Consider the following 24,556-nt stretch of genomic DNA (forward strand, 5'->3'; position numbering starts at 1 on the left):
CCTGTATCTTGTCGGATACAGGCCTTCCTTTGAATTTGTTTCGCTTAGCAGCCTGCCCCAACATGTGCGATGTCGGTAATAATAATGGTTGTGGTCATTACTACTAGGCTGTGGTTATTCATAATTTACTTTAAGTGCGTGTATGTGTTTGCTTACCCATACGTTTACCTTATTTCCTGACTACGAGTCAATGAAAAGTTTTTATTTTTCGTTCTTACCATATGTGATTCACATTTAGTTTCGTAACAACATCCATGTATACACTGATTAAAGTATTGGAATCGCACCCGCACAAATTCACCCATAAAATTCAATTAAGAAATTACTACTAGTACATTAGTTTTATGCTTTACTTAGTTCTGCAGTGGGAACACAAATAACAACAAGGAGCGGCACATGAAAAGGATGCTAAGCCTGTTTGCGCTAGTTTTTACTGGCTCGCTATGTGCTGCCGAATTGCCCGCATTACCTTCCCAGCAAGCTCACTCTTCGCACCGCCTATTTCTTTCCAGCGAAAATGACCAACGCGATTTTGATACTTGGAAAGTCGACGGCGGCTACTCTTATAATCTGTTTCGCAACGTAGACTTATACGTCGGGGCTCGACTCAACAACAACGATCAAGAAAACGAAACCGGTTTTCTTAGTGGTGTCAGTTTTCAAGCGTCACCGAGGATTTCGTTTAGCAGCTCCTTGCACTCGTATAGCAATGAAACCGACAACGACCGACGCGAGAAAGTCATTTCGGCAGAAGTCTCAAGCCGAGTGAGATTAACCGAGAATTTGGACTTACATGCCACTCTCGATTATCAAGAGTGGCAACAAGAAGTGGAATTTGGACTGGGTTTTCGCTTTTAATCCCAATCGAGCTTTTCTGTCGACATCAACACACCGTTCCAATCTGCGTAGATGTAATCACCCGGTTGAATCATTTGGTTATGGATAGTCAAAGTGATATTGACATCACCTGCCCCACGTTTTTGTGTTTTAAATGGATTGGTACCCAACGCTTTTACGCCTAATTCCATCTCTGCCATTGCCGCCGCATCACGGATAGCGCCATTTACAATTACCCCTTCCCAATTATTATCGATAGCTAATATTGCCAACTGGTCGCCAAGTAGTGCTTTTTGACAAGAGCCATGACCGTCAACCACAAGAACTTTACCGGTTCCGTCTTGCCCTAGCATTTCACGTACTTTCGAATTATCGTGATAGCAACGGATGGTCACTATCTCGCCATAAAACGCGCTTTTACGTCCATAATTCTGCAAAGGCAAAGCCAAGAGTGTCACTTTATCCTCGTGCTTATCGCAAATATCCGGCGTTATATCGTTCATTTTTCCTCCATGAGATAACAAGTTAATCCTTCACCTACAACGTAGCTGCCACTTTCCAAGCGCTAATTTAGTTTCATTTTCGTCGCAAGAAACCAAAAACAGTTCCTCACTTTCAGCATAATAGACCGCGTTTTGACCAAATTTTCGTCCGAGTTCGACAGCCTTTTGAAGGCTTACTTCAACGGCAAAACTCTCTTCTGCCCAGGAAAATATCTCGTCCCCCACTAGTACATCGACATAGTAATTATGGTCGATATCTTGTCTTAACTGTCGATTATTTCGATTATTTTCTTCATTCGACCGCCAAACACTCGCCGGGTTCCAAGCGGTAATAATGGCAAAACACCTACACTTTACCGGGCTTTGAAAGCGGAAATAAGGTTCAGCGTAAGCCGCCCACAACTGCGCATCAATCTTCATATGGCCTATACTTTTACATTTAACCGCTACTATTAATATTTGTTACATTCTAACTCTTGATATAAATCAACAAAGTGATTGGAATTAACACTTCTACGTTGTTAGCATGCTGTTAACATTATAAAATCCGCCTCAACGACTGATGGAGTAATTGAGGAACGGGTGCCTCAAAGGCAACAAAAAATCCAAGGATGGCGGGCAACCAAAGAAAGTGTAATTTTATGATCTTTGGTTTATTATCAACATCACATTACCTATGTGTTATGTTTTTGCCTAAAATTTATTCCATTAGCACATTTTTTTCACAAGTTTAGGTACCGCCAATGCAAACCCCGCACATTCTTATTGTCGAAGATGAGCAAGTAACTCGTAACACTCTTAAGAGTATTTTTGAAGCAGAGGGATACGCTGTTTTTGAGGCCAGTGACGGTGAAGAGATGCACCAGGTGCTGTCCGATAACCAAGTAAACTTGGTCATTATGGACATTAACCTCCCAGGTAAAAATGGCCTACTACTTGCTCGCGAGCTTCGTGAACAAGCAAACGTAGCGCTCATGTTCTTAACTGGCCGTGACAACGAAGTTGACAAGATCCTAGGTCTTGAAATTGGTGCTGATGATTACATCACAAAACCATTCAACCCTCGTGAGCTAACCATCCGTGCTCGTAACCTACTAAGCCGTTCGATGAACGCAAGTGCGGTAACGGAAGAGAAGCGTAGCGTTGAGAAGTACGAATTCAACGGTTGGGTGCTAGATATCAACAGTCGTTCTCTTGTAAGCCCAAGCGGTGATAGCTACAAGCTTCCACGTTCTGAGTTCCGTGCTCTACTTCACTTCTGTGAAAACCCGGGCAAGATTCAGACTCGTGCTGACCTATTGAAGAAAATGACTGGCCGTGAGCTTAAGCCACACGACCGTACTGTTGACGTAACGATTCGTCGTATCCGTAAACACTTCGAGTCAGTATCTGGTACGCCAGAGATCATCGCGACAATCCACGGTGAAGGTTACCGTTTCTGTGGCGACCTAGAAGACTAGTTTCTTCTATAGATGATTCTAAAAATGGAGCCGATGGGCTCCATTTTTTTATCGCGCTCAAATAAAAACGCCTGCTATCAAGCAGGCGTTTTAACTAAGAATTGGATAAAGACTTAACCTTTGCCGCCTTTAATCGCATCAATGATTTCAGTCGTTGAGCAGCCATCTTCAAAGTTCAGCACTTTAACCTCGCCGCCATTGGCAATCACTTCTTTACCACCAGCAATCTCTTCCGGCTTGTAATCACCACCTTTGACCAACAGATCCGGTAAAACCTCTGAGATCAAGCGCTGAGGCGTATCTTCGCCAAACGGTACCACCCAATCAACCGCACCAAGACCCGCTAGTACCGCCATACGGCGATCCGTTGGGTTGACTGGACGACCAGGTCCTTTAAGACGCTTCACCGACTCATCGGTGTTTACCGCGACGATTAGGCGGTCACCCAATTGCGCAGCATGGTTCAGATAAGACACGTGCCCTGCGTGGAGAATGTCGAAACAACCGTTGGTCATGACCACTTTCTCACCTTTCGCTTGCGCTTTCTTCACCGCTTCGATGAGCTCTTTCTCACCAATCACACCAAAGTCAGTGTCTTGGCTACCGTGTACGGCTTCAGCCAACTCGATGGTCGAAACTGTCGAGGTACCCAGTTTACCAACAACGACACCTGCTGCTGCATTCGCCAGCGCACACGCTTCATCCATTGGTTTGCCCGCCGCAACAGAAGCCGCAAGTACCGAGATAACGGTGTCACCCGCACCAGTCACATCGTAAACTTCTTTCGCTTGAGTCGGTAGGTGGAATGGCTTCTGACCACGGCGAAGCAGCGTCATACCATGCTCACTACGCGTAACAAGCAGCGCTTCAAAGTCAAAATCATCAATCAACTTCAAGCCTTTCTCAACCAGCTCTTGGTCTGATTTCACCTTGCCTACCACCAGCTCAAACTCAGCCATATTTGGCGTCAACAATGTTGCGCCACGGTAGCGTTCGAAATCCGCACCTTTCGGATCGATAAATACAGGTACGTTTGCCGCACGCGCTTTCTGAATAAACAGCTGTACATGTTCGAGTGCGCCTTTGTCGTAGTCTGACAATACCACTGCTTTCACTTTCGGCAGTGATTGTTCCATGCGCTCTAGGATCATGTTTGGGTCAACATTCTCAAACTTGTCTTCAAAGTCGAGACGAATCAGTTGCTGACCACGGCTCATCACACGTAGCTTGGTGATGGTTGGATAGTTGTGCAAGCCCACGAAATTACACTTTACGTTCAAAGAAGTCAGTGTTTCATTCAAGGCTTTAGCTGGTTCATCGATGCCCGTCAAACCTACGATATGCGCGTTACCACCAAGAGAAGCGATGTTCATCGCCACGTTTGCCGCTCCACCTGGACGCTCTTCGTTATTTTCTACTTTGACTACAGGCACTGGCGCTTCTGGTGAAATGCGACCTGTTGGTCCGTACCAGTAACGGTCCAGCATTACGTCACCAATGATCAATACACCTGAATCCTTGTAGTTCGGTAGGATTGGTTTCATCGTCGATCTCCACAATTTAAATCTGCGCTGAGTTTAGCACAGCACTTTTGCGCCCTAAACCCTTCACTATCAGCGCTATGTGATAAAACAGCGCTGATAGTCCATTTCTTGCTTATCCAAGCCATTGCTGCCAAATTTTACTCACCAATTCACGTTCAACAACAAACTTATCCAGCGCGACATCCGCATCAAGATTAAGCAAGTTTCTGTGATGTATTTGGTCTCGCATTTCGGTGTAGGCGTGCGTAATCGCCATCGCTTGTTCTTCGTCCATCACACCTTGTGCAATCATCGACTCGAAGATCCGCACATTGTCACTCCAACGGGTCAGCTTTGGCTTCTCGTGACTGTAACGTAACACCAGATACTGAGCTAAAAACTCAACATCCGTGATCCCACCAGGGTCTTGCTTTAGCATAAAGCGATCGGCTTTTTTGCCGCCTAAATGGTCACGCATCTTAATCCGCATATCGACCACCTCTTGCTTGAGCTTGTTCTCATCGCGCTCTAAGGTCATTACGTTGTGGCGAGTTTGGGCGAAGCTCTGCTGCAATGGTTCGTCGCCGTAAATCATTCTCGCTCGCACCAGCGCTTGATGCTCCCATGTCCAAGCTTCGGTGTGCTGATATTCATCGAACGCTTCCGCCGGGCTCACCAACAACCCTGATGCACCGGATGGGCGTAAACGCGTGTCGACTTCATACAAGATGCCCGATGCGGTACGAGTCGAGAAAATATGAATGATGCGCTGGGCCAAGCGCAGATAAAACTGTCGACCGTCGATCTCTTTTTTACCATCGGTATAAGCGCTAACCGGACAATCGTGCATAAAGACGATATCTAGATCCGAATTATATCCGAGCTCCCAACCGCCGACTTTACCGTAACCAATCACGGCAAAACCTTTACCTTCACGGTCTTTGAGATGGTTAGGTTCGCCGTATTTTTCTGCCATCTGTAGCCAAGCTTGATTGACCACTGACTCAACTATCGCCTCCGCAAGGTAGGTTAAGTGGTCGCTCACTTTCATCACAGGAAGTACGCCCGCAATATCGGCAGCGGCAATGCGCAAAATGCAGATTTGCTTAAACTGGCGCAGCGCTTCCATCTGTTGCTCCATATCGTCTTCAGGGATACGGGCAAGAAAATCGCGCAGCTCAGTTTGATAACTTTCCAGCGGGATAGGATTGTAGAGCTGCTGCGGGTCAATTAGCTCATCAAGCAGGATTGGGTAACGCCCGAGCTGCTCGGAAATCATCGGACTGGCGGTACATAGTCTGACTAGCTGAGTCAACGCCGCAGCGTGCTCATCAAGCAACTCTAAGTAAGTGGTGCGGGTAACAATCTTTTGCAGCAAATGCAGGACTCGAGGCAGGCCAAACTGCGCATCTGGATGAGAGTAAATCGCGGCAAACACTTTTGGCATCAGGCGATTCAATACTTCACGTCCGCGTGGGCCGAGGGTTTTCTTCGCTAAGTCGCGTTTGAACTGAATGATCGTGTTGGCCATCACTTGTGGCTCTTCGGCACCAATGTCTTCGCTTAGCACATGCTCCATGACATCTTGTTTTTCCGCCATGTCCCATAGCTCGTGGAAGTGCTTCGCGACGTCAGAACTTTCTTCTTCGTCATCACCGATCAGACCATTGAACACTTGGTGAACCGCGTCCATGTGCGTGTGTACATCTGCTAGCAAGCCTTGCCAATCGTGATAGCCCATCGCCGTCGCCAATTGTAACTGCTCAACGCTACTCTCGGGCAGAGTCTGGGTTTGCTTGTCAGCCATGGCTTGCAACAGGTTCTCTAAGCGGCGCAAGAATTTATAAGCGTCTCGCAAATGTTGAGTCCCGCCGTCTTCGAGCAAATCGAGTTCTTCAATCGCATCGAGGGTTAGCAATAGACTGCGGTGGCGAAGCCCTGGCTCTCGTCCACCACGGATAAGTTGGAACACTTGTGCGATAAACTCGATTTCACGGATGCCACCTGCGCCAAGCTTGATGTTATTGACCAAGCCACGACGGCGAACTTCACTGCTGATCATCGACTTCATTCGGCGTAGCGATTGAATCGCACTAAAGTCAATGTAGCGACGAAATACAAATGGTCGCAGCATCTGACGCAGCTCTTGATATTCCGGGTACATTTCGCTGCCCATCACGCGTGCTTTGACCATTGCGTAGCGTTCCCAATCACGCCCCTGCTCTTGATAGTAATCTTCCAGTGCAGCGTAACTCATCACCAACGGGCCACTGTCACCAAACGGGCGCAGGCGCATATCGACTCGGTAGCAGAAACCGTCATACGTCTGCTGATCGAGCGCTTTAATGATCCTTTGTCCTAAACGGGTAAAGAATTGCGCGTTGGCAATACTGCGTCTGGTCCCTTGGGTTTCACCGTTTTCTGGGTAAGTGAAAATCAAATCGATATCAGAGGAAAAGTTAAGTTCACCGCCACCTAGTTTTCCCATGCCGATAATCAGCATAGGTTGCGCGTCACCTTGGGCATTACACGGCGTGCCCCATAGTTCGCAACAAGCTTTGTATTGCCACTGATAGGTTTCAAAGATCATCGCTTCAGCCAGTTGAGAAAGATGTTCTAAGCTCTCTTCAAGCGACCAAGTACCGGTAAAGTCACGCCAAGCGATATAGACCATTTCTCGATTACGGAATTGCCTGAGCACGCGATGGCCCGACATTTCGTCGTGGCAATCACTCAACAAAATGGCGAGACGCTTTCGATAAGCACTATGGCGCGATGTCTCTTGCAACATCTCTGGCAACACCTGCAATAAATGTTCATCGGTGTTGAGTACATCGACGACAAACTGACTCAAACCAGCCACATAGTCGAGCTGAGTGAGCAGCGATTCAGGCCAATGTTTGAGTGCATCTGCTGATTGGCGAATGGATTCTAGAGCGGATTGAGAAATAGGGGCGAGGCTTTCTGGCAGTAGCATGAATCTTCCTTGTATAAAGAGACTGGCCGCAATATCAATAGGCGTTTAGGCTAGTTATATCAAAATTGCTGCAATAAAAAACGCCCACTGGATGATAGTGGGCGTTTATTCATGAATATCGCTGTGAATTAGACTTTAAACGAGGTGATTTTCTCATCCAATTCAGTCGCGTTCTGTTGCATGATTTCAGAAGTCTCGAGCAACTCTGTCACCACCGTCACCGAGGCTTCCACCAATTCACGCACGTTGGTGAGGTTCTGGCTCATCTCTTCCGAAACACTGCTCTGTTGACCGGCCGCGGTAGCAATCTGGAAGTTCATATCGTTGATTTGCTTCACTTGCTCAACGATGCCATCCAACTCACTGCCTGCGTTGGTGACTAGCTCTACCCCTTCCGCAGCCTCAACCACACTCTTTTCCATCAAACCAACCGCAGAGTTAGCGCTCGATTGCAGTTGTGTAATCATATCTTGAATTTCGACTGTCGCTTGTTGAGTACGTTGCGCTAGATTACGAACTTCATCCGCCACCACAGCAAAGCCGCGCCCTGCTTCACCCGCACGAGCCGCTTCAATCGCTGCATTTAATGCCAGCAGGTTCGTTTGTTCAGAAATGCCTTGGATGGTACCAACCACGCTGCCGATCGAATCAACGCTCTCTTCAACTTGGTTAACAGCGTGCGCCGACGCGGAAATATCTTGAGACAATTCGCTGATTTTCGTTACTGTACCCTGAATAAAACGCTGACCGGTCACTGCTTGGCCCGATGCGTTCTCGGTAAGCGAAGACGCTTGCTGCGCATGGTCAGCGACGGTTTGTACCGTTGAAGTCATTTCGCTCATTGCCGTCGCAAGCTGATCGATTTCGTTAAACTCTTCCTGGGCAGACTCTTTGGTTTCTGACATGCTTAACGTCATCACTTCCGTCAGGCTTGAAAGCTCTTGCGATGAACTCACCTGCAACTTAATCATGTCTTGCAGTTGCTTACGCGTTTTTTCCAGTTCACGAGCGACATCACCGTATTCATCTTTGCAATCCATGTGAATCGGCACTGAAAGGTCTTTGTCCGCCATCAATTTAATCGCGTCGTTCAGATACTGAGTCTGGCGTAGCATGATGCGCGCGGCAAACAGCAATAAGGTGACAAACATGACGATCAAAAGACCAGTCTGCCAGGCCACTTGAACTAAATAGGCGTCGTAGTGTTGTTGAGCGACTTCGACACTTTCGGTCACTGATAACAGAGAGTCGTAAAAAGTATTCGCATCCCAAAGCTGTTTCGCAATGATCAGCACGGTACTAAACACCATCAGTAACGCCATCTTGGGCACCAGACGTATGTCGGTAATTACGCGCTCCCATGGCTTAAATGCCATTTTGGTCATTGTTCGTTCTCCACTAAGTCTTATATATTGGTTTATAACCGATTCAAAATACGCAACGAATTCGCTCTTACTAACCGTTCCAGCGGCATTTATTAATTATTTCGAGCCTCGTATGAAAAAAGATGATACCAAAGACGACACCAAACCGATGAGCCTACTGTCACTAATCCTGTCATTTATGGCGCTATTTGTGATTTCAGGCTTGTTGTTTTTTCCATTACGACCAGAAACTCGTCAAGTTTTTATCGGCTTAGACTTTATAATCTGTAGTATTTTCATACTACAACTGGGTATAGATCTCATTCGTTCGAGTGATAGAGTGCAATTTATCAAAGTACATTGGATCGACTTCATTGCCAGTATTCCGATGATTGAGCCATTGCGTTATGCCCGTTTAGTGCAAATATTGCGCGTCATTTTTGGTATACATTCCAGCCGAAATCTATATCGTCAGTTGCTCAACAACCGCCGTGAAGCGACATTTGCTTCGATTATTTTCTTATTGGTGATGCTGCTTTTTCTTGGTTCGAGCATGATGTTGTTTATCGAGAGCAAATCGCCTGATGCCAATATTCAAAATGGCGCTGACGCCTTGTGGTGGGCGTTGGTGACCATTTCAACCGTCGGATACGGCGACCATTATCCAGTGACCGATGCGGGTAAAATTTTGGCTGCAGCGCTTATCGTCTGTGGTGTGGGGGTGTTTGGTATGATTTCAGGTTTGGTTACTTCTTTTCTAACCTCTCCGACATCTATGCAGAATGAACGCTCTGAACGCAAAGAACACATGATTCGAGAGCTACTGGATAAACAAGATTTAATCTTGAAGCGTTTAGATGAGCTGGAAAAACGATCTGAGCCAACCAATAAGCGGTAAAAAAGGGAGCGTTATGCTCCCTTTTTAACTCTTTCTAGTCGCGCCAATAAGGCTCGGCTTCGATACATATCACGCGGGTTTGCTCCATCGCATGAAGAATGGAACTCTCCTGACGAGATAGCCAGCGTTCGAGCTGTTCTTTCTCTTCGCCTTCTAGCTTTTCAACCTGTTTATGTAGTGTTTTTAGCTTGAGCAAATCGTCAATGCCATGCAGCAGGTCACTCCAAGGAAGTCGGAAACTCAGTCGCTCATCTGCATCGAAGATGCTGGCAAAGCTCACACCGGTATACAAGTTACGCATCAGGTGATATTGCTGGTCGATATAGTCTTGGCTGGTTAGTGCGCGCTCTGGTGGAAAAACTTCCATCAGCTCTGCCCACGTTCTATCCAGTTGTTCAATCGAGAAATGCTCGATGTTGAGCGCCATTTTCTCGCGCGCTTTTTCGTCGAGGAAAGGCTGCCAGCCGCGAGTCAAGATCCAACGACTTAAATCCAACAATAGTCCGGTGTAGCGAGAAGAATGAATCTGCTCTAGCAGTTCTTCTCGCGTAGGCAGCGACTCTTGCTCTTGTTTCAGCTCGGCGATAAGGAATTTGCGAGCATCCAATTTACGCAGCGCGTGGCCTTTATCGTCGAGTAAGTCTTCGATGTAGTCGTACTGCTTCAACCACTCTAAGCTTTGCTCTAGCCATTTCAGCTCTTGTCGCAAGATAGCACTTGCACGACGAGGCACAACCGAACCGTAGACGGTTAAGATTTGGCGAATAAAACTGACCGAGTTTTTGATTTCATGCAGTGCGTCAATCGACTCTCTTTCGGCATAAATCTGTTCATGGTAATGCCAGTGAGACAACGCGTGCTCTAACGAGTTAATGAAGCAAGACTCAACCGTATCGTTCTTGTCGGTGGCAACCAGCGTCATTTCTTGCACTTCATCGCCTTGGTAGTCCATCGCCAGACGATAACCTTTGGCCGCTTTGCTTAAGTTGCCAAGACGCATACCACCATACTCGGAGAAGCTACGCGCGAGCGTAAATAGAGCATCCGTCTGGCCAGATTTCAGTTCTAGTTCCACCTCACAGATTGGGTCTTCTTTTTCTCCGGCGATCACTTTACCTTGGTCGAACGCTACTTCAACTTGGCTGCCATCGGCCATGCCGATTAGCCATTGTTCACGGGTGAAGTTGGTAGAGAAAAGAGGAGTAAGCTCGTTTTGCAGGGTCTCGATATCTTTGCCGCTTGGCCAGATATCGGTTGGGTGAAGTGTGAGTTCTGGCTCATTGCCAGTATGCTCAGCGTTGTATTCTGGTCTTTGATGAAGCCCGGCAACGACACGTCCTGCTGTTTTCACTGTTTGCACGTAAACATCATCAAATCGGCGGATACGCAAGCCAATGTCGTGCTGGCGCAACCAATTATCGGGAGTATCGAAGTAAGTGTTTCCTAACTCACGACAACTGTGCTGAAGTACCTTTTCCTGAGCAATTTTCTCTCTTAAAATATCTGAAAATTCAGGAGAAACAAAAAACTTCAGTTCTATCTCGGTTTCCATAGTTGTACCTTCCAAAGCAGATAGGAACAGGATATTGCCAATTTTCCTACACGGCAAGAAAGAAATATCGTTGGAATGATGATCTAAAACAGTTTTAATGAGTGATTTAATGCGTTAACATGCGCGCCTTTATAGCCATCGTTCAACATTTCGCCATAGATTGGTGTATGTTATTTTTAGGTTATATTAATTAGGTTGAATGACCATGCCAGTAAATACAATTATGGGGTTATTTGCAAAGTCCCCTATAAAGCCTTTGCAACGCCACGTTGTGTGTGTGAACGAATGTTGCTCTCACTTAATCAACTTCTTTGAAGTCAGTTCAAAGGGTGATTGGGAAAAAGCATCTGAAATTCGTGCGCAAATTTCTCACTTAGAGAAAGAAGCCGACGTTCTAAAGCGCGAAATTCGCCTTAAACTTCCTCGCGGTTTGTTTATGCCTGTAGACCGTAGCGACATGTTGGAGCTACTGACACAGCAAGACAAACTGGCAAACCTAGCAAAAGATATTGCTGGTCGTGTCTACGGCCGTCAATTGACCATTCCTGAACCACTTCAAGAAAACTTTATCGCTTACGTTAAGCGTTGTCTTGACGCCGCTAACCAAGCGCAAAAAGTTATCAATGAACTCGATGAGTTACTGGAGACTGGATTTAAAGGCCGTGAAGTAACACTTGTGGCTGAGATGATCCACCAACTGGATGTAATCGAGGACGACACTGATGCGATGCAAATCCAACTCCGTCAACAACTGATGGCGATTGAGGAAGGTATGAATCCTATCGATGTCATGTTCCTTTACAAAATTTTAGAGTGGGTAGGTGGCATTGCTGATCAGGCGCAACGTGTTGGTGCGCGTCTAGAGCTAATGTTGTCTCGCTCATAAATTTAAGTTAACCAAATAACGAAGAGCATTTTAACTGCACTCCCCTGTTAGGCGATAAATAACTCAAGCGCCGAAGGGGCTTTTTCGTGCCTAATTTGCTCCGCTTGTTATCAACAACTAGGTATTACGATGGATATCCTTGCGAACTACGGCACTGTCCTGATTATTGTTGCAGCTCTTTTTGGCTTTTTGATGGCTATCGGTATCGGCGCGAATGACGTTGCCAATGCGATGGGTACATCAGTAGGTTCAAAAGCGCTAACCGTGAAACAAGCCATCATCATCGCGATGATTTTTGAATTTGCGGGTGCATATCTTGCAGGCGGTGAAGTAACCGACACTATCCGTAAAGGTGTAATCGAAACATCACTATTTGCATCTCAACCTGACGTGCTTGTCTACGGCATGATGTCTGCTCTACTTGCTGCGGGTACGTGGCTATTGCTTGCCTCATACATGGGCTGGCCAGTATCAACAACTCACTCAATCATCGGTGCGATCATCGGTTTTGCGTGTGTGTCTGTGGGTACAGAAGCGGTTGACTGGGGTTCAGTTCAAGGCATCGTTGGTAGCTGGATCATTACTCCAGTTATCTCAGGTTTCTTTGCTTACGTTATCTTTGTCAGCGCACAACGACTGATCTTTGATACTGAAAAACCACTGATTAACGCGAAACGTTTTGTACCTGTGTACATGTTCATCACCACTATGGTTATCGCGCTAGTAACAATCAAGAAAGGCCTAAAACACGTTGGTCTACACCTCAGCAACGGTGAAGCGTGGATGGCTTCTGCAGTGGTATCGGGCATCGTAATGGTGGGTGGTTACTTATACATCCAGAAGAAATTCGCTAGCCGCGAAGACGACCACGGTTTTGCTGGCGTTGAAGGCATCTTTAGCGTGCTGATGGTTATTACTGCTTGTGCGATGGCATTCGCACACGGTTCAAACGATGTAGCCAACGCGATTGGTCCACTTTCTGCGGTCGTATCTACTGTTGAGCACATGGGTGAAATCACAACGAAAAGCACGATTGCGTGGTGGATTCTTCCGCTAGGTGGTTTTGGTATCGTGGTTGGTCTTGCGACACTTGGTCATAAAGTAATGGCAACAGTTGGTACTGGTATCACAGAACTAACGCCTAGCCGTGGTTTCGCTGCTCAGCTAGCAACAGCGTGTACTGTGGTATTGGCATCAGGTACTGGTCTGCCAATTTCAACCACACAAACATTGGTTGGTGCTGTATTAGGTGTTGGTTTCGCACGTGGTATCGCAGCACTGAACCTTGGCGTAGTACGTAACATCGTGGCATCTTGGGTAGTAACGCTACCTGCTGGTGCACTACTTGCGGTGGTATTCTTCTATGCAATTCAGGCGTCATTTGCCTAATCAATACGTCAGTAATTTGTAAGAGCACTGTTAGTATTGACTCAAAACCGCATAAAGGGAGGCTTTGCCTCCCTTCTTTGTTGCAGTGACTCGTGAAAATTCTTACTATTTGGCGTTAGCGAGATATAGACAATAAAACTGTTAAAGGATTTACCGTGAAAAGACTGGTTTGCTTGGTTTTGGCTTCATTGTTTGTCGTCCCGGCTGCATTTGCTCAAGACCGCTACATTGCTGATAAGTTATTTACTTACATGCACTCTGGCCCAAGCGCTCAATATCGTATTATCGGCAGTGTTGACGCCGGCGATAAAGTTAAACTGCTTTCAAGCAATAAAGAGACAGGCTACAGCCAAGTTCAAGATGAGCGAGGCCGTAAAGGCTGGGTTGAAAGCCGCTTCGTAACACGCCAAGAAAGCATGGCAACGCGTTTCCCTCGTCTTGAGAAAGAGCTGGCTGAAACGAAAGACAAGCTTGCAAATGCGCGCGCGATCTCTGACCAAGAGAAAGCTGGTCTAGTCGACTCTCTAGAGACACGTAACCGTCAGATTTCAGAAATGGAAGAAGGTTACAGCGATATGAGTAAAAAGCTGTCCGAAGCACAAGCAGAGGTTCGTAACCTACGTGCAAAATTAGACACGCAAAAAGACGACCTATTGCTGAAGTACTTTATGTACGGTGGTGGTGTCGCGGGTATTGGTTTGCTACTCGGTCTTATCCTACCGCACATTGTGCCGCGCAGACGTCGCTCTCCAAACGGCTGGGCATAAACGCCCCACATCGATATTAAAAAGGTCGTCAGTTGGCGACCTTTTTTTATTTTTATTGCTTAACCTTTCCACTCATACAAAGCTGGGACTTGTATCGTTTCACCGTTGAAACTGATCTGGCAACTCTGCTGCTCTATCTTCACCAAGCGCACGCGATCGGTAATCCAATCACCTTCTATGTATTCGTTACCATTGACCTTCACCCAGCGCTTGCTGGGATTACTGGAATAGACGTGAGTTTCAAAGTTCATCGCAGGCAGCTTACCGCGCCACTTAACCGCGTCATTAGACAAGTTTGACGCACTCACCTCATCAACCGTATCTGACGCTCCTAACGCCGCCTCTACACGTAACGCGAGTTCAGGTGAAAGCTGAGACAAGTCAATATCATTGAACAAAGGCTCTTTGCTGGTTTGGGCGGTCGGTTGCTGCTGTGTAAGTGGCGTTTCTGACGCAGCCACAACTGGCAGTTCTTGGTTTAAGGCGCTTTCCAGTTCATAAGTGGCTTGCAACGTTCTAAAGCTCGGATAGGCTTTAACGTTGTACACAAAGGGCACATCAACGGTAATGGTTTCCGCTTGCTGATTGGCTTTCCAACCGTCGATTTTAGATTGATAGATCTGGAACGTGCTCACCGCACTCGCCACTATTGCCGGTGCGAAGAAGAGAAATATGATTGAGGACTTGCTGACGCGAGGCTGTGTATTCGCTTGCTGAGAAACCGGGTAAGGCGAAGAAAGTGACGCCGCTTGATAGCCTTGCTCTGAGTGCGCTAATGCTTTGAGTACTTTTGACATTAGATTCCCTCCGCCATTTGCAGTGTCGGTGCATCGACTTGAGCGACTTCTTCTAAGCGTTGCAGGGTTTTCTTTCCTGCAATCCCGTCGACTGTCAATCCTTGCCAACGCTGAAACGCTTTAACTTTATCTTTCAGCGCTTGGTCATAGACGTTATTGCCGCTATTCGGCTGCCCGAGTACCTGGGATAATCGGTCATCCAATAAAGCGATAGCTTCTCCGCTCATACCGACTTTGAGAGTCTGTTGCCAGTATCGACGCCAGATTCGATGGTATTCACCGTTCCAAAGCTGGTCTAAGCGTGCCAGTGGCAACTCGATATTCTTATCACCAATCAACAGCTGTGCGACTTGATTATTTAGACGGTACAGCACCGCAAAGCTTTTCACGCCCCCATGCTCTAAAGTCAGCAGTACTGGCGTATTGGCAGCTCTCAAGGTTTGAATATCACCGCTCAACGAATCACAGCTAAATGCGCCTTCGTTCTCCTGTAAGCAAAGCTTATCGAGCATTGAAGGCTTAAATCCCCATACTTTATACAAGTCCCCAATCCCGGCTTCAAAGTCACTCGCTAAAGACAATTGCTGGGCGAGAAACTCAGGGAAGACTTCTTTCTCGATGACCTCCGCAGGTTGCACAGGATAATTCAGCTCGCCCCACTCCGCCATCGCGGGCTCAATCAATCTAGGGGTATAGAGATAGCTGCCCACTGCGAGCAGTGCACCGACAACCGCCGCAGCCGTATAAGTGAGATACACTGGCTTCGCACTGCGTGACTTGACCGGTTGGAAGTTCGCCTGAAAACTCATCACCTCATAACATGCCGCTTGAACACTGGAAAACTTAGGTGGATTCTCACCCAAACCATAAGCGTGCTTCAGCGCGGCATCACACACTAAGTTGATTAAGCGGGGAATGCCAGAGGTTTGCTGAGCGATGAGTTTCAGCGCTTTGGCATTGAATAACTGTTTATCTCCACCAGCCAGTTCGAGTCTGAAGCGGATGTAATTCGCCGTTTCCGATGCTTCGAGGGGCAGGAGGTGATAACGACCCGTAATTCGCTGTGCGAGCTGCCTTAGTTGCGGCATTTTCAATTTGTGCTGCAGCTCAGGTTGACCTATCAACAGCACTTTAAGTAGCTTCTGGCTTTCTGTTTCAAGGTTGGTCAGCAGTCTTAATTGCTCAAGCACTTCAGCGGACAAATGCTGCGCTTCATCAATCACCAATAAGGTCTGAATGCCATTAGCGTGATTTCTGAGGAGAAACTCATGGATGACGTGGTTTAGCTGTTTAAGCGACGAGTCTGCTTGATACTCCAAGCCGAATTCATCGCACATCGCTTCAAGCAACTCTAAATTGGAAAAGGTCGGGTTGAGGATTAATCCTGCATGTACATTGTTGTCCAACGCGCTCAACATGGCGCGCGCGACGGTGGTTTTCCCAGTCCCTACTTCCCCTGTCAACATCGCGAAACCACCACCGTCACCGAGTCCGGCGGTAAGGCGTAAGATCGCTTCCTTGTGTCTTGGACTCTGATAGAGAAAACGAGAGTTAGGTACTATCGAAAACGGCAGCTCTGTGAATCCAAAATGTTGCTTATACATGCATTTCGTCTCTGGGAATTTATAGATAAGGAAAGTACCATTAACAACAATAATAGCCAATTCTAAAGCGATAAATGAGAGCGTGTTAAGTGCAGAGATACCTCGTTGGCGGCGCAGTTCGCGATCAACTGCTAAATATTGAAGTTTATGACAAAGATTGGGTTGTTGTCGGCGCAACTCCGGATGAGCTGATCAAACAAGGCTATGTCGCAGTAGGCAAAGACTTTCCGGTTTTCCTCCACCCAGAAACCAAGCAAGAACACGCGCTGGCAAGAACAGAGCGCAAAGTCGGTGCAGGTTACACCGGTTTCGAATGCTATTTCGCCCCCGATGTAACGCTTGAAGAAGACCTCCAGCGTCGGGACCTGACTATCAACGCGATCGCTCAGCATCCCGACGGCACGTTCATCGATCCCTATAATGGGCAACAAGATCTGGAACATCGCATTCTTCGTCATGTCTCTGAGGCGTTTGTCGAAGACCCACTTCGCGTGCTACGTGTCGCCCGCTTTGCGGCTAAACTTTCGCACCTTGGTTTCCGCGTTGCTGATGAAACGATGGCGTTGATGCGCAGCATCGCTGAGTCTGGTGAACTGGCGCACCTGACCGCAGAACGCGTTTGGCAAGAGTGGCATAAGTCGCTCGCGACGCCAGACCCACAAGTCTTCATTGAAGTTCTCAGAGCATGTGACGCGTTAGCAATCGTGTTACCTGAACTTGACCAACTGTTTGGAGTACCTCAACCAGAGACGTGGCACCCAGAAGTTGATACCGGCGTGCACACTCTTTTAGTTGCCAAACAAGCCGCGCTGCTCAGTGACTCACTCACCGTTCGCTTTGCCGCGCAAGTCCATGACCTAGGTAAAGGCATTACTCCTCAAAGCGAATGGCCAAGCCATAAGATGCATTGTCATACTGGGCTGAAGCTGATTAAAGCGCTGTGCGAACGTGTACGCGTCCCTAACGAGTACCGTGACCTAGCGCTGATGGTATGTGAGCAGCACTCTAACATTCACCGCGCCGCCGAGCTTAGGCCGGAAACCAAACTCAAGATCCTCAACAAATTTGATGTTTGGCGTAAGCCAGAACGGTTAAACGACATCTTGCTGTGCTGTATGGCCGACAGCCGTGGTCGTACTGGGCATGAGGATATTGAGTACCCTCAGAAAGCGATCTTTGAGCGCGCGTATCAGGCGGCGTTATCGGTCGAGGTGCAAACCATCATACAAGAGGGTTTCAAAGGTGCGGCAATACGTGAAGAGATGGAAAAACGACGAATTGATGCGATAACGAAAGCCAACTAGCGTCGCCCGGCGCTCTATCCCGCATACAAAAACACCTCGCCTAAGCGAGGTGTTTTCAAAGCTTAAGTTAATAATTCGCTAAGTTTAAAACCTAGGGAAATTATTGACCTTTTACGTCTTTAAGACCGTTGAAAGGAGCACGCTCACCTAGTGCTTCTTTGATACGGATAAGCTGGTTGCTTTCTTTTAGGTATGGTAGCAACACGGTCAGGACGGCTCAACGCTCTTAAATACCAGCATTGAATACCTGCCTATAAACAAAAACCCCCGCCGTAGCGAGGGTTTTAAAGTTACAAAACCAAGTTTAATTCATTAAGAATTAAGCTTGACCTTTCACTTCTTTAAGACCGTTGAAAGGAGCGCGCTCACCAAGAGCTTCCTCGATACGGATTAGCTGGTTGTACTTAGCAACACGGTCAGAACGGCTCATAGAACCAGTCTTGATTTGACCTGCAGCTGTACCTACCGCTAGGTCAGCGATAGTTGCATCTTCAGTTTCGCCAGAACGGTGAGAGATTACTGCTGTGTAACCTGCGTCTTTAGCCATCTTGATTGCAGCTAGAGTCTCAGTTAGAGAACCGATTTGGTTGAACTTGATAAGGATAGAGTTAGCAACGCCTTTCTCGATACCTTCAGCTAGGATCTTAGTGTTAGTAACGAATAGGTCATCACCTACTAGTTGAAGCTTGTCACCTAGTAGTTCAGTTTGGTGCTTGAAGCCATCCCAATCTGACTCGTCTAGACCATCTTCGATAGAAACGATTGGGAATTGGTTAGCTAGCTCAGCTAGGTAGTGGTTGAACTCTTCAGAAGAGAAAGTCTTACCTTCGCCCTTCATGTTGTAGATGCCAGCTTCTTTGTCGAAGAACTCAGATGCTGCACAGTCCATAGCAAGAGTAACGTCTTTACCTAGTTCGTAACCAGCAGCAGCAACAGCTTCTGCGATAACTTCTAGAGCTTCAGCGTTAGACTTAAGGTTAGGAGCGAAACCACCTTCGTCACCAACTGCAGTGCTGTAGCCTTTAGACTTAAGAACTTTAGCTAGGTTGTGGAATACTTCTGCACCGATACGTAGACCTTCTTTAAGAGTTTTAGCGCCAACTGGTTGGATCATGAACTCTTGGATGTCAACGTTGTTGTCTGCGTGCTCACCACCGTTGATGATGTTCATCATTGGTAGAGGCATAGAGAATTGACCTGGAGTGCCGTTTAGCTCAGCGATGTGCTCGTATAGAGGCATGCCTTTCGCAGCTGCAGCAGCTTTAGCGTTTGCTAGAGAAACTGCTAGGATAGCGTTCGCACCGAACTTAGATTTGTTTTCAGTGCCGTCTAGTTCGATCATTACTGCGTCGATTGCAGCTTGATCTTTAGCGTCTTTACCAACTAGAGCTTCAGCGATTGGACCATTTACTGCTTCAACAGCTTTAAGAACACCTTTACCTAGGAAACGTGCTTTGTCACCGTCACGTAGCTCAAGAGCTTCGCGAGAACCAGTAGAAGCGCCAGATGGAGCTGCCGCCATACCAACGAAACCGCCTTCTAGGTGAACTTCAGCTTCTACAGTTGGGTTACCACGTGAGTCGATGATTTCACGACCTAGAACTTTAACGATCTTAGACATTAATGTTTCCTCTCGTTCAAATATAAATGTCAAATTTAAAAGGCAGCAGCACAACCCTCGCCACTGCCCGTATCCTTTTTACTTCTCGAATTCGCCGCGTGAGTACTGGCCCGCAGCCTTCACGAACCCTGCAAACAATGGATGACCATCGCGAGGTGTCGATGTGAATTCAGGGTGGAACTGAGCCGCAACAAACCATGGGTGAATTGGGTTTTCAATCATTTCCACTAGCTTCTTGTCCGCAGATAGGCCTGACACTTTAAGACCTGCTTTTTCAATTTGCGGACGAAGCACATTGTTCACTTCGTAACGGTGACGGTGACGCTCATGGATCGTAGCGCTACCGTACAGTTCACGTGCTTTAGTCCCTTTCTCAAGGTGACATAGCTGAGAACCAAGACGCATTGTGCCACCTAGGTCAGACTTCTCAGTACGCTCTTCCACGTTACCTGTTTCATCTACCCACTCAGTGATCAAGCCTACTACAGGGAACTTGGTCTCTTTGTTAAATTCTGTTGAATGTGCACCTTCCATACCCGCAACATTACGCGCGTATTCAATAAGGGCAACTTGCATGCCTAGACAGATACCAAGGTAAGGAATGTTGTTCTCACGTGCGTATTTCGCCGCCAGAATCTTGCCTTCAATACCACGGTCACCAAAGCCACCAGGAACCAAGATAGCGTCTAGACCTTTAAACATCTCGTCACCTTTTGACTCAACGTCTTGCGAGTCAACGTACTTGATGTTTACGCTTAGGCGGTTCTTAAGGCCTGCGTGCTTAAGTGCTTCGTTCACTGACTTGTATGCGTCTGGTAGTTCGATGTACTTACCAACCATACCGATAGTCACTTCACCTGTTGGGTTAGCTTCTTCGTAGATAACTTGTTCCCATTCAGACAGGTCTGCTTCTGGTGCTGTGATACCGAAGCGTGAACATACAAGATCATCTAGACCTTGAGCTTTAACTAGTTGAGGGATTTTGTAGATTGAATCTACGTCCTTCATTGAGATAACTGCTTTTTCTGGAACGTTACAGAATAGAGCAATCTTCTTACGCTCGTTCGCTGGGATCATACGATCGCTACGACAAACTAGAATATCTGGCTGGATACCGATAGACAGTAGCTCTTTTACAGAGTGCTGAGTCGGTTTAGTTTTTACTTCGCCCGCTGCCGCTAGGTAAGGAACTAGAGTTAGGTGCATGAACATTGCGCGCTCACGGCCAAGTTCCACTGCTAGCTGACGGATAGCTTCCATGAATGGTAGTGACTCGATATCACCAACCGTACCACCAACTTCAACGATAGCCACATCGTGACCTTCAGAGCCTGCGATTACGCGGTCTTTGATTGAGTTAGTAATATGAGGAATAACCTGAATAGTTGCACCTAGGTAATCACCGCGACGCTCTTTACGAAGTACGTCGGCGTAAACACGACCTGCAGTAAAGTTGTTACGCTTAGTCATCTTGGTACGGATAAAACGCTCGTAGTGACCAAGGTCTAGGTCAGTCTCTGCGCCATCTTCCGTAACGAACACTTCACCGTGCTGAGTTGGGCTCATTGTGCCTGGATCAACGTTGATGTAAGGGTCAAGCTTCATCATAGTCACTTTAAGACCACGAGCTTCTAGAATAGCTGCAAGAGATGCTGCTGCAATACCTTTACCTAGAGAGGATACAACCCCGCCAGTAACAAAAATGTAATTTGTCGTCATGTTTAACCTGAAATTGGTTGAATGAGGGAAATGGAATTCTTCTGGACGGGAGATAAATATACCAGAAGACCCTAACCGCCACAACGTGAAATCTATCACACTGTCTTTTTTTATTTTTTGCTTCAAATCAAAGTGCGTAAAGAGAAAACAAGCGGTGCTTTTATGTTCTGGGTCACATTTGCCCCATAAACGTCATTCTGTATATTTATTCCGCAATTTTACTCTTCCCGTTTTACTTCATCCCAATAATTATCAAGTTGTTGTAGCGAACAATCGGTCAACTCTCGACCTGATTGTGCAACTTTATGCTCTACTTGTTTGAATCTATTCGAGAACTTAATATTTGCTTTACTTAATGCTACCTCAGGGTCTTTACCCAGATGGCGCGCTAGATTCACAGTAGCAAACAACAAATCACCCAACTCCAATTCGATTTTCTGTTCATCGGGACTGACCTGAAGCGCTTCTTCCATCACTTCTTCAACCTCTTCTTGAACTTTCTCGACCACAGGACCTAAAGAGTCCCAATCAAAACCGTACTTGGCACACTTTTTCTGGATTTTTGTAGCACGCGAAAGTGCAGGCAGAGAGTTTGGTATTGAGTCTAGAATACTTTCTTCTGTTTTTCCTACCTTGGCCTTTTCTTTGGCTTTTTCCTCTTCCCAGTTGGCATTGATTTGCTCGTCACTCTCAAACTTAACGTCAGAGAAAACGTGCGGATGGCGACGGGTGAGTTTCTCGTTGACCGTCTCAACCACCTGAGAAAAATCGAACAGGCCTTGTTCCTTAGCCATCTGACTATAAAAAATCACTTGGAACAGTAAGTCACCTAATTCTTCTCTTAAATTTGGCCAGTCTCGGTTTTGAATCGCATCGACCACTTCATAGGTTTCTTCAATCGTATGCGGAACTATCGTGTCGAAGGTCTGTTTGATATCCCAAGGGCATCCACCCTGTGGGTCTCGCAGCTTGGACATGATCTGTTCTAACTGTTCAATTGGATGACTCATCTTTTCTTCCTTTAAAACAAAAAGGCGAGCAGCATCACCACTCGCCTTTCTCATATTTCTAATGCTTCTTGAACTCAGTCACGCGATTTCACGTGGTAACAAAGACGTTAGCCTAAACGCTTCACCGAAATAACATCTTTAATCTGTTCAACGCGCGTGTTGATACGGTTCAACACTTCAACGTTGGTGACCTCTAAATCAAAGTCCATGATAGAGAGCTGCTTACGGTAATCCATACGACTCTTCATGCTGGTAACTTTGATTTTCTCATTGGCAAACAAGGTAGTGATGTCTTTAAGTAGACCACCACGCTCCATGGCTTCAACACGGACGGTCAAGATGTAAGAACCCACAAAACCGCTGCCCCAAACCGTATCAATGATACGTTCTGGTGCGTGGTGACGAAGCTCGTCTAGCTGCTCACAGTCAGCTCGGTGCACCGAAATACCACGACCTTGGGTGATGTAGCCACAAATATCATCGCCTGGGATCGGCTGACAACAACGCGCTAAGTGAGTCATCAGATTATCGACCCCTTCAACCACCACGGCGTCTTTTTTCGGGCGACTTTGTGCGGGGGTTTTATGTCCGGCTTCCTGAAGTTTCTCCAGTGCTTGCTGGTCTTCTTCTTCCGCCGTCGGTTTGTTTACCAACGCGTTGATGTGGTTGATGATCTGGTTGATACGTAGGTCACCACTACCGACACCAACATACAGTTCGTCGGCTGAATTGACGTTGAATCGCTTCAGCGCATATTGCTCTGCGTGTTTGAGTGTCGCACCAATCTTGGCAAGTTCTGTTTCGAGAATCTCACGACCCGCTTCGAGATTCTTCTCACGCGATTGCTTACGGAACCAAGCGTTAATCTTAGCGCGCGCACGACCTGAATGAACAAAGCCCAATGACGGGTTTAGCCAGTCACGTGATGGGTTCGGCTCTTTCGAGGTGATGATTTCCACCTGGTCACCCATATGCAATTTATGGGTAAACGGTACGATACGACCTGCGACCTTGGCACCGATACAACGATGACCAACTTCTGAATGGATATGGTAAGCAAAGTCGAGTGGCGTCGCGCCCATCGGCAAGTCGACGACGTCGCCACGCGGGGTAAAGGCGTAAACTCGGTCATCAAACACTTGGCTACGCACTTCGTCCAGCATCTCTCCGGAGTCCGACATTTCTTCCTGCCAATCAAGCAGTTTACGTAGCCAGGTAATTTTCTCATCGTACCCGCTGCGACCAGCGCCACCTTCTTTGTACTTCCAGTGCGCTGCCACACCCAACTCCGAATCCTCATGCATCTGTTTGGTACGGATTTGGATTTCAATGGTCTTGCCTTCTGGGCCAAGAATCACGGTGTGGATCGATTGGTAACCATTCGGTTTTGGGTTCGCGACGTAATCGTCAAACTCGCTTGGTAAGTGCTTGTACTTGGTATGCACGGTACCAAGCGCCGCGTAACAATCTTGCAGCTTGTCCGCGATAATACGCACCGCACGTACGTCAAACAGCTCATCAAATGCTAAGCCTTTCTTCCGCATCTTACGCCAGATGCTGTAGATGTGTTTTGGTCGGCCACTGACTTCAGCGTTGATGCCAGACTCTCGCATCTCTTTTGACAAGTCATCGACAAAATCTTTGATGTACTGTTCGCGAACGATACGTCGCTCAGACAGCTGTTTGGCGATCTGTTTGTAGGTATCTGGTTGCTGATAACGGAAAGCGTAATCTTCGATTTCCCATTTCAACTGACCGATACCCAAACGGTTGGCGAGTGGCGCGTAGATATTGGCACACTCTTTTGCCGCCGCACGACGTACTTCGTCCGGCGCTTTTTTCACTTCAATTAGATTAGAAATGCGCTCGGCAAGCTTGATGATCACGCAGCGGAAATCGTCCACCATCGCCAGCAACATGCGGCGTACGTTATCAACCTGTGCCGATGCTGCGCTGCCTTCCATGGTCACATTGAGTTGCCCCAACGCTGCCATTTCTTCAACGCCATCAATCAACTTGATGGTTTCTTTACCAAAATCTTCTTCTAATGCTTCTCTTTTGTATGCTCCGGCAGAAACCAGAGGGAAGAGCATCGCTGCGACTAAGGTTGCTTTGTCCATCGACAGCGTGATGAGAATTTCGATCATTTCTCGGCCACGCCATAACAAAAGCGGGCCTTGTTCGTTATCTTTTAAAATGGTTTCGCAGTGGCCGTACACCTCTTTCAGGCGTTTCGCAACTGGCTTATCCTGACCTAAACTGGCAATCCACTTATCTAGCTCAAACTGTTCATCTTGATTCAAATGTGCGCTTCTAACCGCAACCATCGTTTTCGTCCTAGTTCT

The 24,556-nt window shown here is 47.1% G+C and carries 20 protein-coding genes and 1 other annotated feature (1 of these 21 only partly in view); of the genes, 7 read left to right on the plus strand and 13 right to left on the minus strand.

Annotation, left to right across the window (positions count from 1 at the left end):
• Positions 1-113 (minus strand) — a sequence feature (Thr leader region) (it extends 10 nt beyond the left edge of the window).
• On the minus strand, positions 45-122 hold the full coding sequence (thrL, locus tag HCZ42_RS11465; protein ID WP_167420881.1) for a thr operon leader peptide: 78 nt from the start codon (positions 120-122) through the stop codon (positions 45-47). Its footprint overlaps the feature before it by 69 nt.
• A 274-nt stretch (positions 123-396) precedes the next feature.
• Between thrL and HCZ42_RS11470 the strand changes: the two genes are divergently transcribed.
• Positions 397-858 (plus strand): hypothetical protein, encoded by a 462-nt coding sequence (locus tag HCZ42_RS11470; protein WP_167420825.1) that lies wholly within the window; start codon positions 397-399, stop codon positions 856-858.
• Here HCZ42_RS11470 and HCZ42_RS11475 read toward each other — a convergent pair.
• A complete protein-coding gene (locus HCZ42_RS11475) occupies positions 855-1,340 on the minus strand; it encodes a putative 4-hydroxy-4-methyl-2-oxoglutarate aldolase (protein ID WP_167420826.1) in 486 nt (161 codons plus the stop codon). The genes HCZ42_RS11470 and HCZ42_RS11475 overlap by 4 nt on opposite strands.
• Positions 1,341-1,370: 30 nt before the next feature.
• A complete protein-coding gene (locus HCZ42_RS11480; RefSeq protein ID WP_167420827.1) occupies positions 1,371-1,760 on the minus strand; it encodes a DUF3293 domain-containing protein in 390 nt (129 codons plus the stop codon).
• Positions 1,761-2,083: 323 nt separating this feature from the next.
• Between HCZ42_RS11480 and arcA the strand changes: the two genes are divergently transcribed.
• Positions 2,084-2,800, plus strand: a complete 717-nt coding sequence (gene arcA, locus HCZ42_RS11485; protein WP_053409030.1) for a two-component system response regulator ArcA — start codon at positions 2,084-2,086, stop codon at positions 2,798-2,800.
• A gap of 113 nt (positions 2,801-2,913) precedes the next feature.
• Here the strand turns inward: arcA and hldE are convergent, their stop codons facing one another.
• The 3 genes from hldE to HCZ42_RS11500 form a co-directional block, all read right to left on the minus strand.
• Positions 2,914-4,344, minus strand: coding sequence for a bifunctional D-glycero-beta-D-manno-heptose-7-phosphate kinase/D-glycero-beta-D-manno-heptose 1-phosphate adenylyltransferase HldE (gene hldE, locus HCZ42_RS11490; protein WP_167420828.1), 1,431 nt, complete (start codon positions 4,342-4,344; stop codon positions 2,914-2,916).
• 112 nt (positions 4,345-4,456) lie between these two features.
• The gene (gene glnE, locus HCZ42_RS11495; RefSeq protein ID WP_167420829.1) at positions 4,457-7,300 is read right to left on the minus strand and encodes a bifunctional [glutamate--ammonia ligase]-adenylyl-L-tyrosine phosphorylase/[glutamate--ammonia-ligase] adenylyltransferase; all 2,844 of its coding nucleotides are present in this window, start codon (positions 7,298-7,300) and stop codon (positions 4,457-4,459) included.
• A gap of 128 nt (positions 7,301-7,428) precedes the next feature.
• The gene (locus tag HCZ42_RS11500; protein WP_167420830.1) at positions 7,429-8,685 is read right to left on the minus strand and encodes a methyl-accepting chemotaxis protein; all 1,257 of its coding nucleotides are present in this window, start codon (positions 8,683-8,685) and stop codon (positions 7,429-7,431) included.
• Positions 8,686-8,797: 112 nt separating this feature from the next.
• On the opposite strand from HCZ42_RS11500, the gene HCZ42_RS11505 reads away from it, so the two are divergent.
• On the plus strand, positions 8,798-9,562 hold the full coding sequence (locus HCZ42_RS11505) for a potassium channel family protein (protein ID WP_167420831.1): 765 nt from the start codon (positions 8,798-8,800) through the stop codon (positions 9,560-9,562).
• A 34-nt stretch (positions 9,563-9,596) separates the two neighbouring features.
• Here HCZ42_RS11505 and HCZ42_RS11510 read toward each other — a convergent pair whose 3' ends face one another.
• The gene (locus HCZ42_RS11510; protein WP_167420832.1) at positions 9,597-11,114 is read right to left on the minus strand and encodes a CYTH and CHAD domain-containing protein; all 1,518 of its coding nucleotides are present in this window, start codon (positions 11,112-11,114) and stop codon (positions 9,597-9,599) included.
• Positions 11,115-11,319: 205 nt separating this feature from the next.
• Between HCZ42_RS11510 and HCZ42_RS11515 the strand changes: the two genes are divergently transcribed.
• The 3 genes from HCZ42_RS11515 to HCZ42_RS11525 all read left to right on the plus strand — a co-directional run bounded on the left by HCZ42_RS11515 (position 11,320) and on the right by HCZ42_RS11525 (position 14,156).
• Entirely contained in the window at positions 11,320-12,000 is a 681-nt protein-coding gene (locus tag HCZ42_RS11515) for a TIGR00153 family protein (protein ID WP_167420833.1), read from the plus strand.
• 129 nt (positions 12,001-12,129) lie between these two features.
• Positions 12,130-13,389, plus strand: coding sequence for an inorganic phosphate transporter (locus HCZ42_RS11520; RefSeq protein WP_167420834.1), 1,260 nt, complete (start codon positions 12,130-12,132; stop codon positions 13,387-13,389).
• 155 nt (positions 13,390-13,544) lie between these two features.
• Positions 13,545-14,156 carry a TIGR04211 family SH3 domain-containing protein gene (locus HCZ42_RS11525; protein WP_167420835.1) on the plus strand — a complete coding sequence of 204 codons (612 nt, stop codon included), beginning with the start codon at positions 13,545-13,547 and terminating at the stop codon, positions 14,154-14,156.
• Positions 14,157-14,215: 59 nt separating this feature from the next.
• On the opposite strand, the gene HCZ42_RS11530 is transcribed toward HCZ42_RS11525, so the two are convergent.
• Positions 14,216-14,953, minus strand: a complete 738-nt coding sequence (locus HCZ42_RS11530) for a general secretion pathway protein GspB (RefSeq protein WP_167420836.1) — start codon at positions 14,951-14,953, stop codon at positions 14,216-14,218.
• On the minus strand, positions 14,953-16,557 hold the full coding sequence (locus tag HCZ42_RS11535) for an ExeA family protein (protein WP_167420837.1): 1,605 nt from the start codon (positions 16,555-16,557) through the stop codon (positions 14,953-14,955). The genes HCZ42_RS11530 and HCZ42_RS11535 overlap by 1 nt, the downstream gene beginning before the upstream one ends.
• 89 nt (positions 16,558-16,646) lie before the next feature.
• Between HCZ42_RS11535 and HCZ42_RS11540 the strand changes: the two genes are divergently transcribed.
• Positions 16,647-17,861, plus strand: coding sequence for a multifunctional CCA addition/repair protein (locus HCZ42_RS11540; RefSeq protein ID WP_167420838.1), 1,215 nt, complete (start codon positions 16,647-16,649; stop codon positions 17,859-17,861).
• A gap of 319 nt (positions 17,862-18,180) precedes the next feature.
• On the opposite strand, the gene eno is transcribed toward HCZ42_RS11540, so the two are convergent.
• The 4 genes from eno to relA form a co-directional block, all read right to left on the minus strand.
• Positions 18,181-19,482, minus strand: coding sequence for a phosphopyruvate hydratase (gene eno, locus HCZ42_RS11545; protein ID WP_167420839.1), 1,302 nt, complete (start codon positions 19,480-19,482; stop codon positions 18,181-18,183).
• 78 nt (positions 19,483-19,560) lie between these two features.
• Positions 19,561-21,201 carry a CTP synthase gene (locus tag HCZ42_RS11550; protein WP_167420840.1) on the minus strand — a complete coding sequence of 547 codons (1,641 nt, stop codon included), beginning with the start codon at positions 21,199-21,201 and terminating at the stop codon, positions 19,561-19,563.
• 218 nt (positions 21,202-21,419) lie between these two features.
• On the minus strand, positions 21,420-22,211 hold the full coding sequence (gene mazG, locus HCZ42_RS11555) for a nucleoside triphosphate pyrophosphohydrolase (RefSeq protein ID WP_167420841.1): 792 nt from the start codon (positions 22,209-22,211) through the stop codon (positions 21,420-21,422).
• 107 nt (positions 22,212-22,318) lie between these two features.
• Positions 22,319-24,538: a GTP diphosphokinase gene (gene relA, locus HCZ42_RS11560; RefSeq protein WP_167420842.1), complete on the minus strand. Its 2,220-nt coding sequence runs from the start codon at positions 24,536-24,538 to the stop codon at positions 22,319-22,321.
• Between the last annotated feature and the right edge of the window lie 18 nt (positions 24,539-24,556).

The sequence above is a fragment of the Vibrio hepatarius genome (assembly GCF_011806575.1).
Lineage (GTDB): Bacteria > Pseudomonadota > Gammaproteobacteria > Enterobacterales > Vibrionaceae > Vibrio > Vibrio hepatarius_A.

Excerpts from the sequence above, each read along its gene's own strand:
- thrL (WP_167420881.1), bottom strand. The coding sequence starts at position 122 with ATGAATAACCACAGCCTAGTAGTAATGACCACAACCATTATTATTACC.
- HCZ42_RS11470 (WP_167420825.1), top strand. The coding sequence starts at position 397 with ATGAAAAGGATGCTAAGCCTGTTTGCGCTAGTTTTTACTGGCTCGCTA.
- HCZ42_RS11475 (WP_167420826.1), bottom strand. The coding sequence starts at position 1,340 with ATGAACGATATAACGCCGGATATTTGCGATAAGCACGAGGATAAAGTG.
- HCZ42_RS11480 (WP_167420827.1), bottom strand. The coding sequence starts at position 1,760 with ATGAAGATTGATGCGCAGTTGTGGGCGGCTTACGCTGAACCTTATTTC.
- arcA (WP_053409030.1), top strand. The coding sequence starts at position 2,084 with ATGCAAACCCCGCACATTCTTATTGTCGAAGATGAGCAAGTAACTCGT.
- hldE (WP_167420828.1), bottom strand. The coding sequence starts at position 4,344 with ATGAAACCAATCCTACCGAACTACAAGGATTCAGGTGTATTGATCATT.
- glnE (WP_167420829.1), bottom strand. The coding sequence starts at position 7,300 with ATGCTACTGCCAGAAAGCCTCGCCCCTATTTCTCAATCCGCTCTAGAA.
- HCZ42_RS11500 (WP_167420830.1), bottom strand. The coding sequence starts at position 8,685 with ATGACCAAAATGGCATTTAAGCCATGGGAGCGCGTAATTACCGACATA.
- HCZ42_RS11505 (WP_167420831.1), top strand. The coding sequence starts at position 8,798 with ATGAAAAAAGATGATACCAAAGACGACACCAAACCGATGAGCCTACTG.
- HCZ42_RS11510 (WP_167420832.1), bottom strand. The coding sequence starts at position 11,114 with ATGGAAACCGAGATAGAACTGAAGTTTTTTGTTTCTCCTGAATTTTCA.
- HCZ42_RS11515 (WP_167420833.1), top strand. The coding sequence starts at position 11,320 with ATGCCAGTAAATACAATTATGGGGTTATTTGCAAAGTCCCCTATAAAG.
- HCZ42_RS11520 (WP_167420834.1), top strand. The coding sequence starts at position 12,130 with ATGGATATCCTTGCGAACTACGGCACTGTCCTGATTATTGTTGCAGCT.
- HCZ42_RS11530 (WP_167420836.1), bottom strand. The coding sequence starts at position 14,953 with ATGTCAAAAGTACTCAAAGCATTAGCGCACTCAGAGCAAGGCTATCAA.
- HCZ42_RS11535 (WP_167420837.1), bottom strand. The coding sequence starts at position 16,557 with ATGTATAAGCAACATTTTGGATTCACAGAGCTGCCGTTTTCGATAGTA.
- eno (WP_167420839.1), bottom strand. The coding sequence starts at position 19,482 with ATGTCTAAGATCGTTAAAGTTCTAGGTCGTGAAATCATCGACTCACGT.
- HCZ42_RS11550 (WP_167420840.1), bottom strand. The coding sequence starts at position 21,201 with ATGACGACAAATTACATTTTTGTTACTGGCGGGGTTGTATCCTCTCTA.
- mazG (WP_167420841.1), bottom strand. The coding sequence starts at position 22,211 with ATGAGTCATCCAATTGAACAGTTAGAACAGATCATGTCCAAGCTGCGA.
- relA (WP_167420842.1), bottom strand. The coding sequence starts at position 24,538 with ATGGTTGCGGTTAGAAGCGCACATTTGAATCAAGATGAACAGTTTGAG.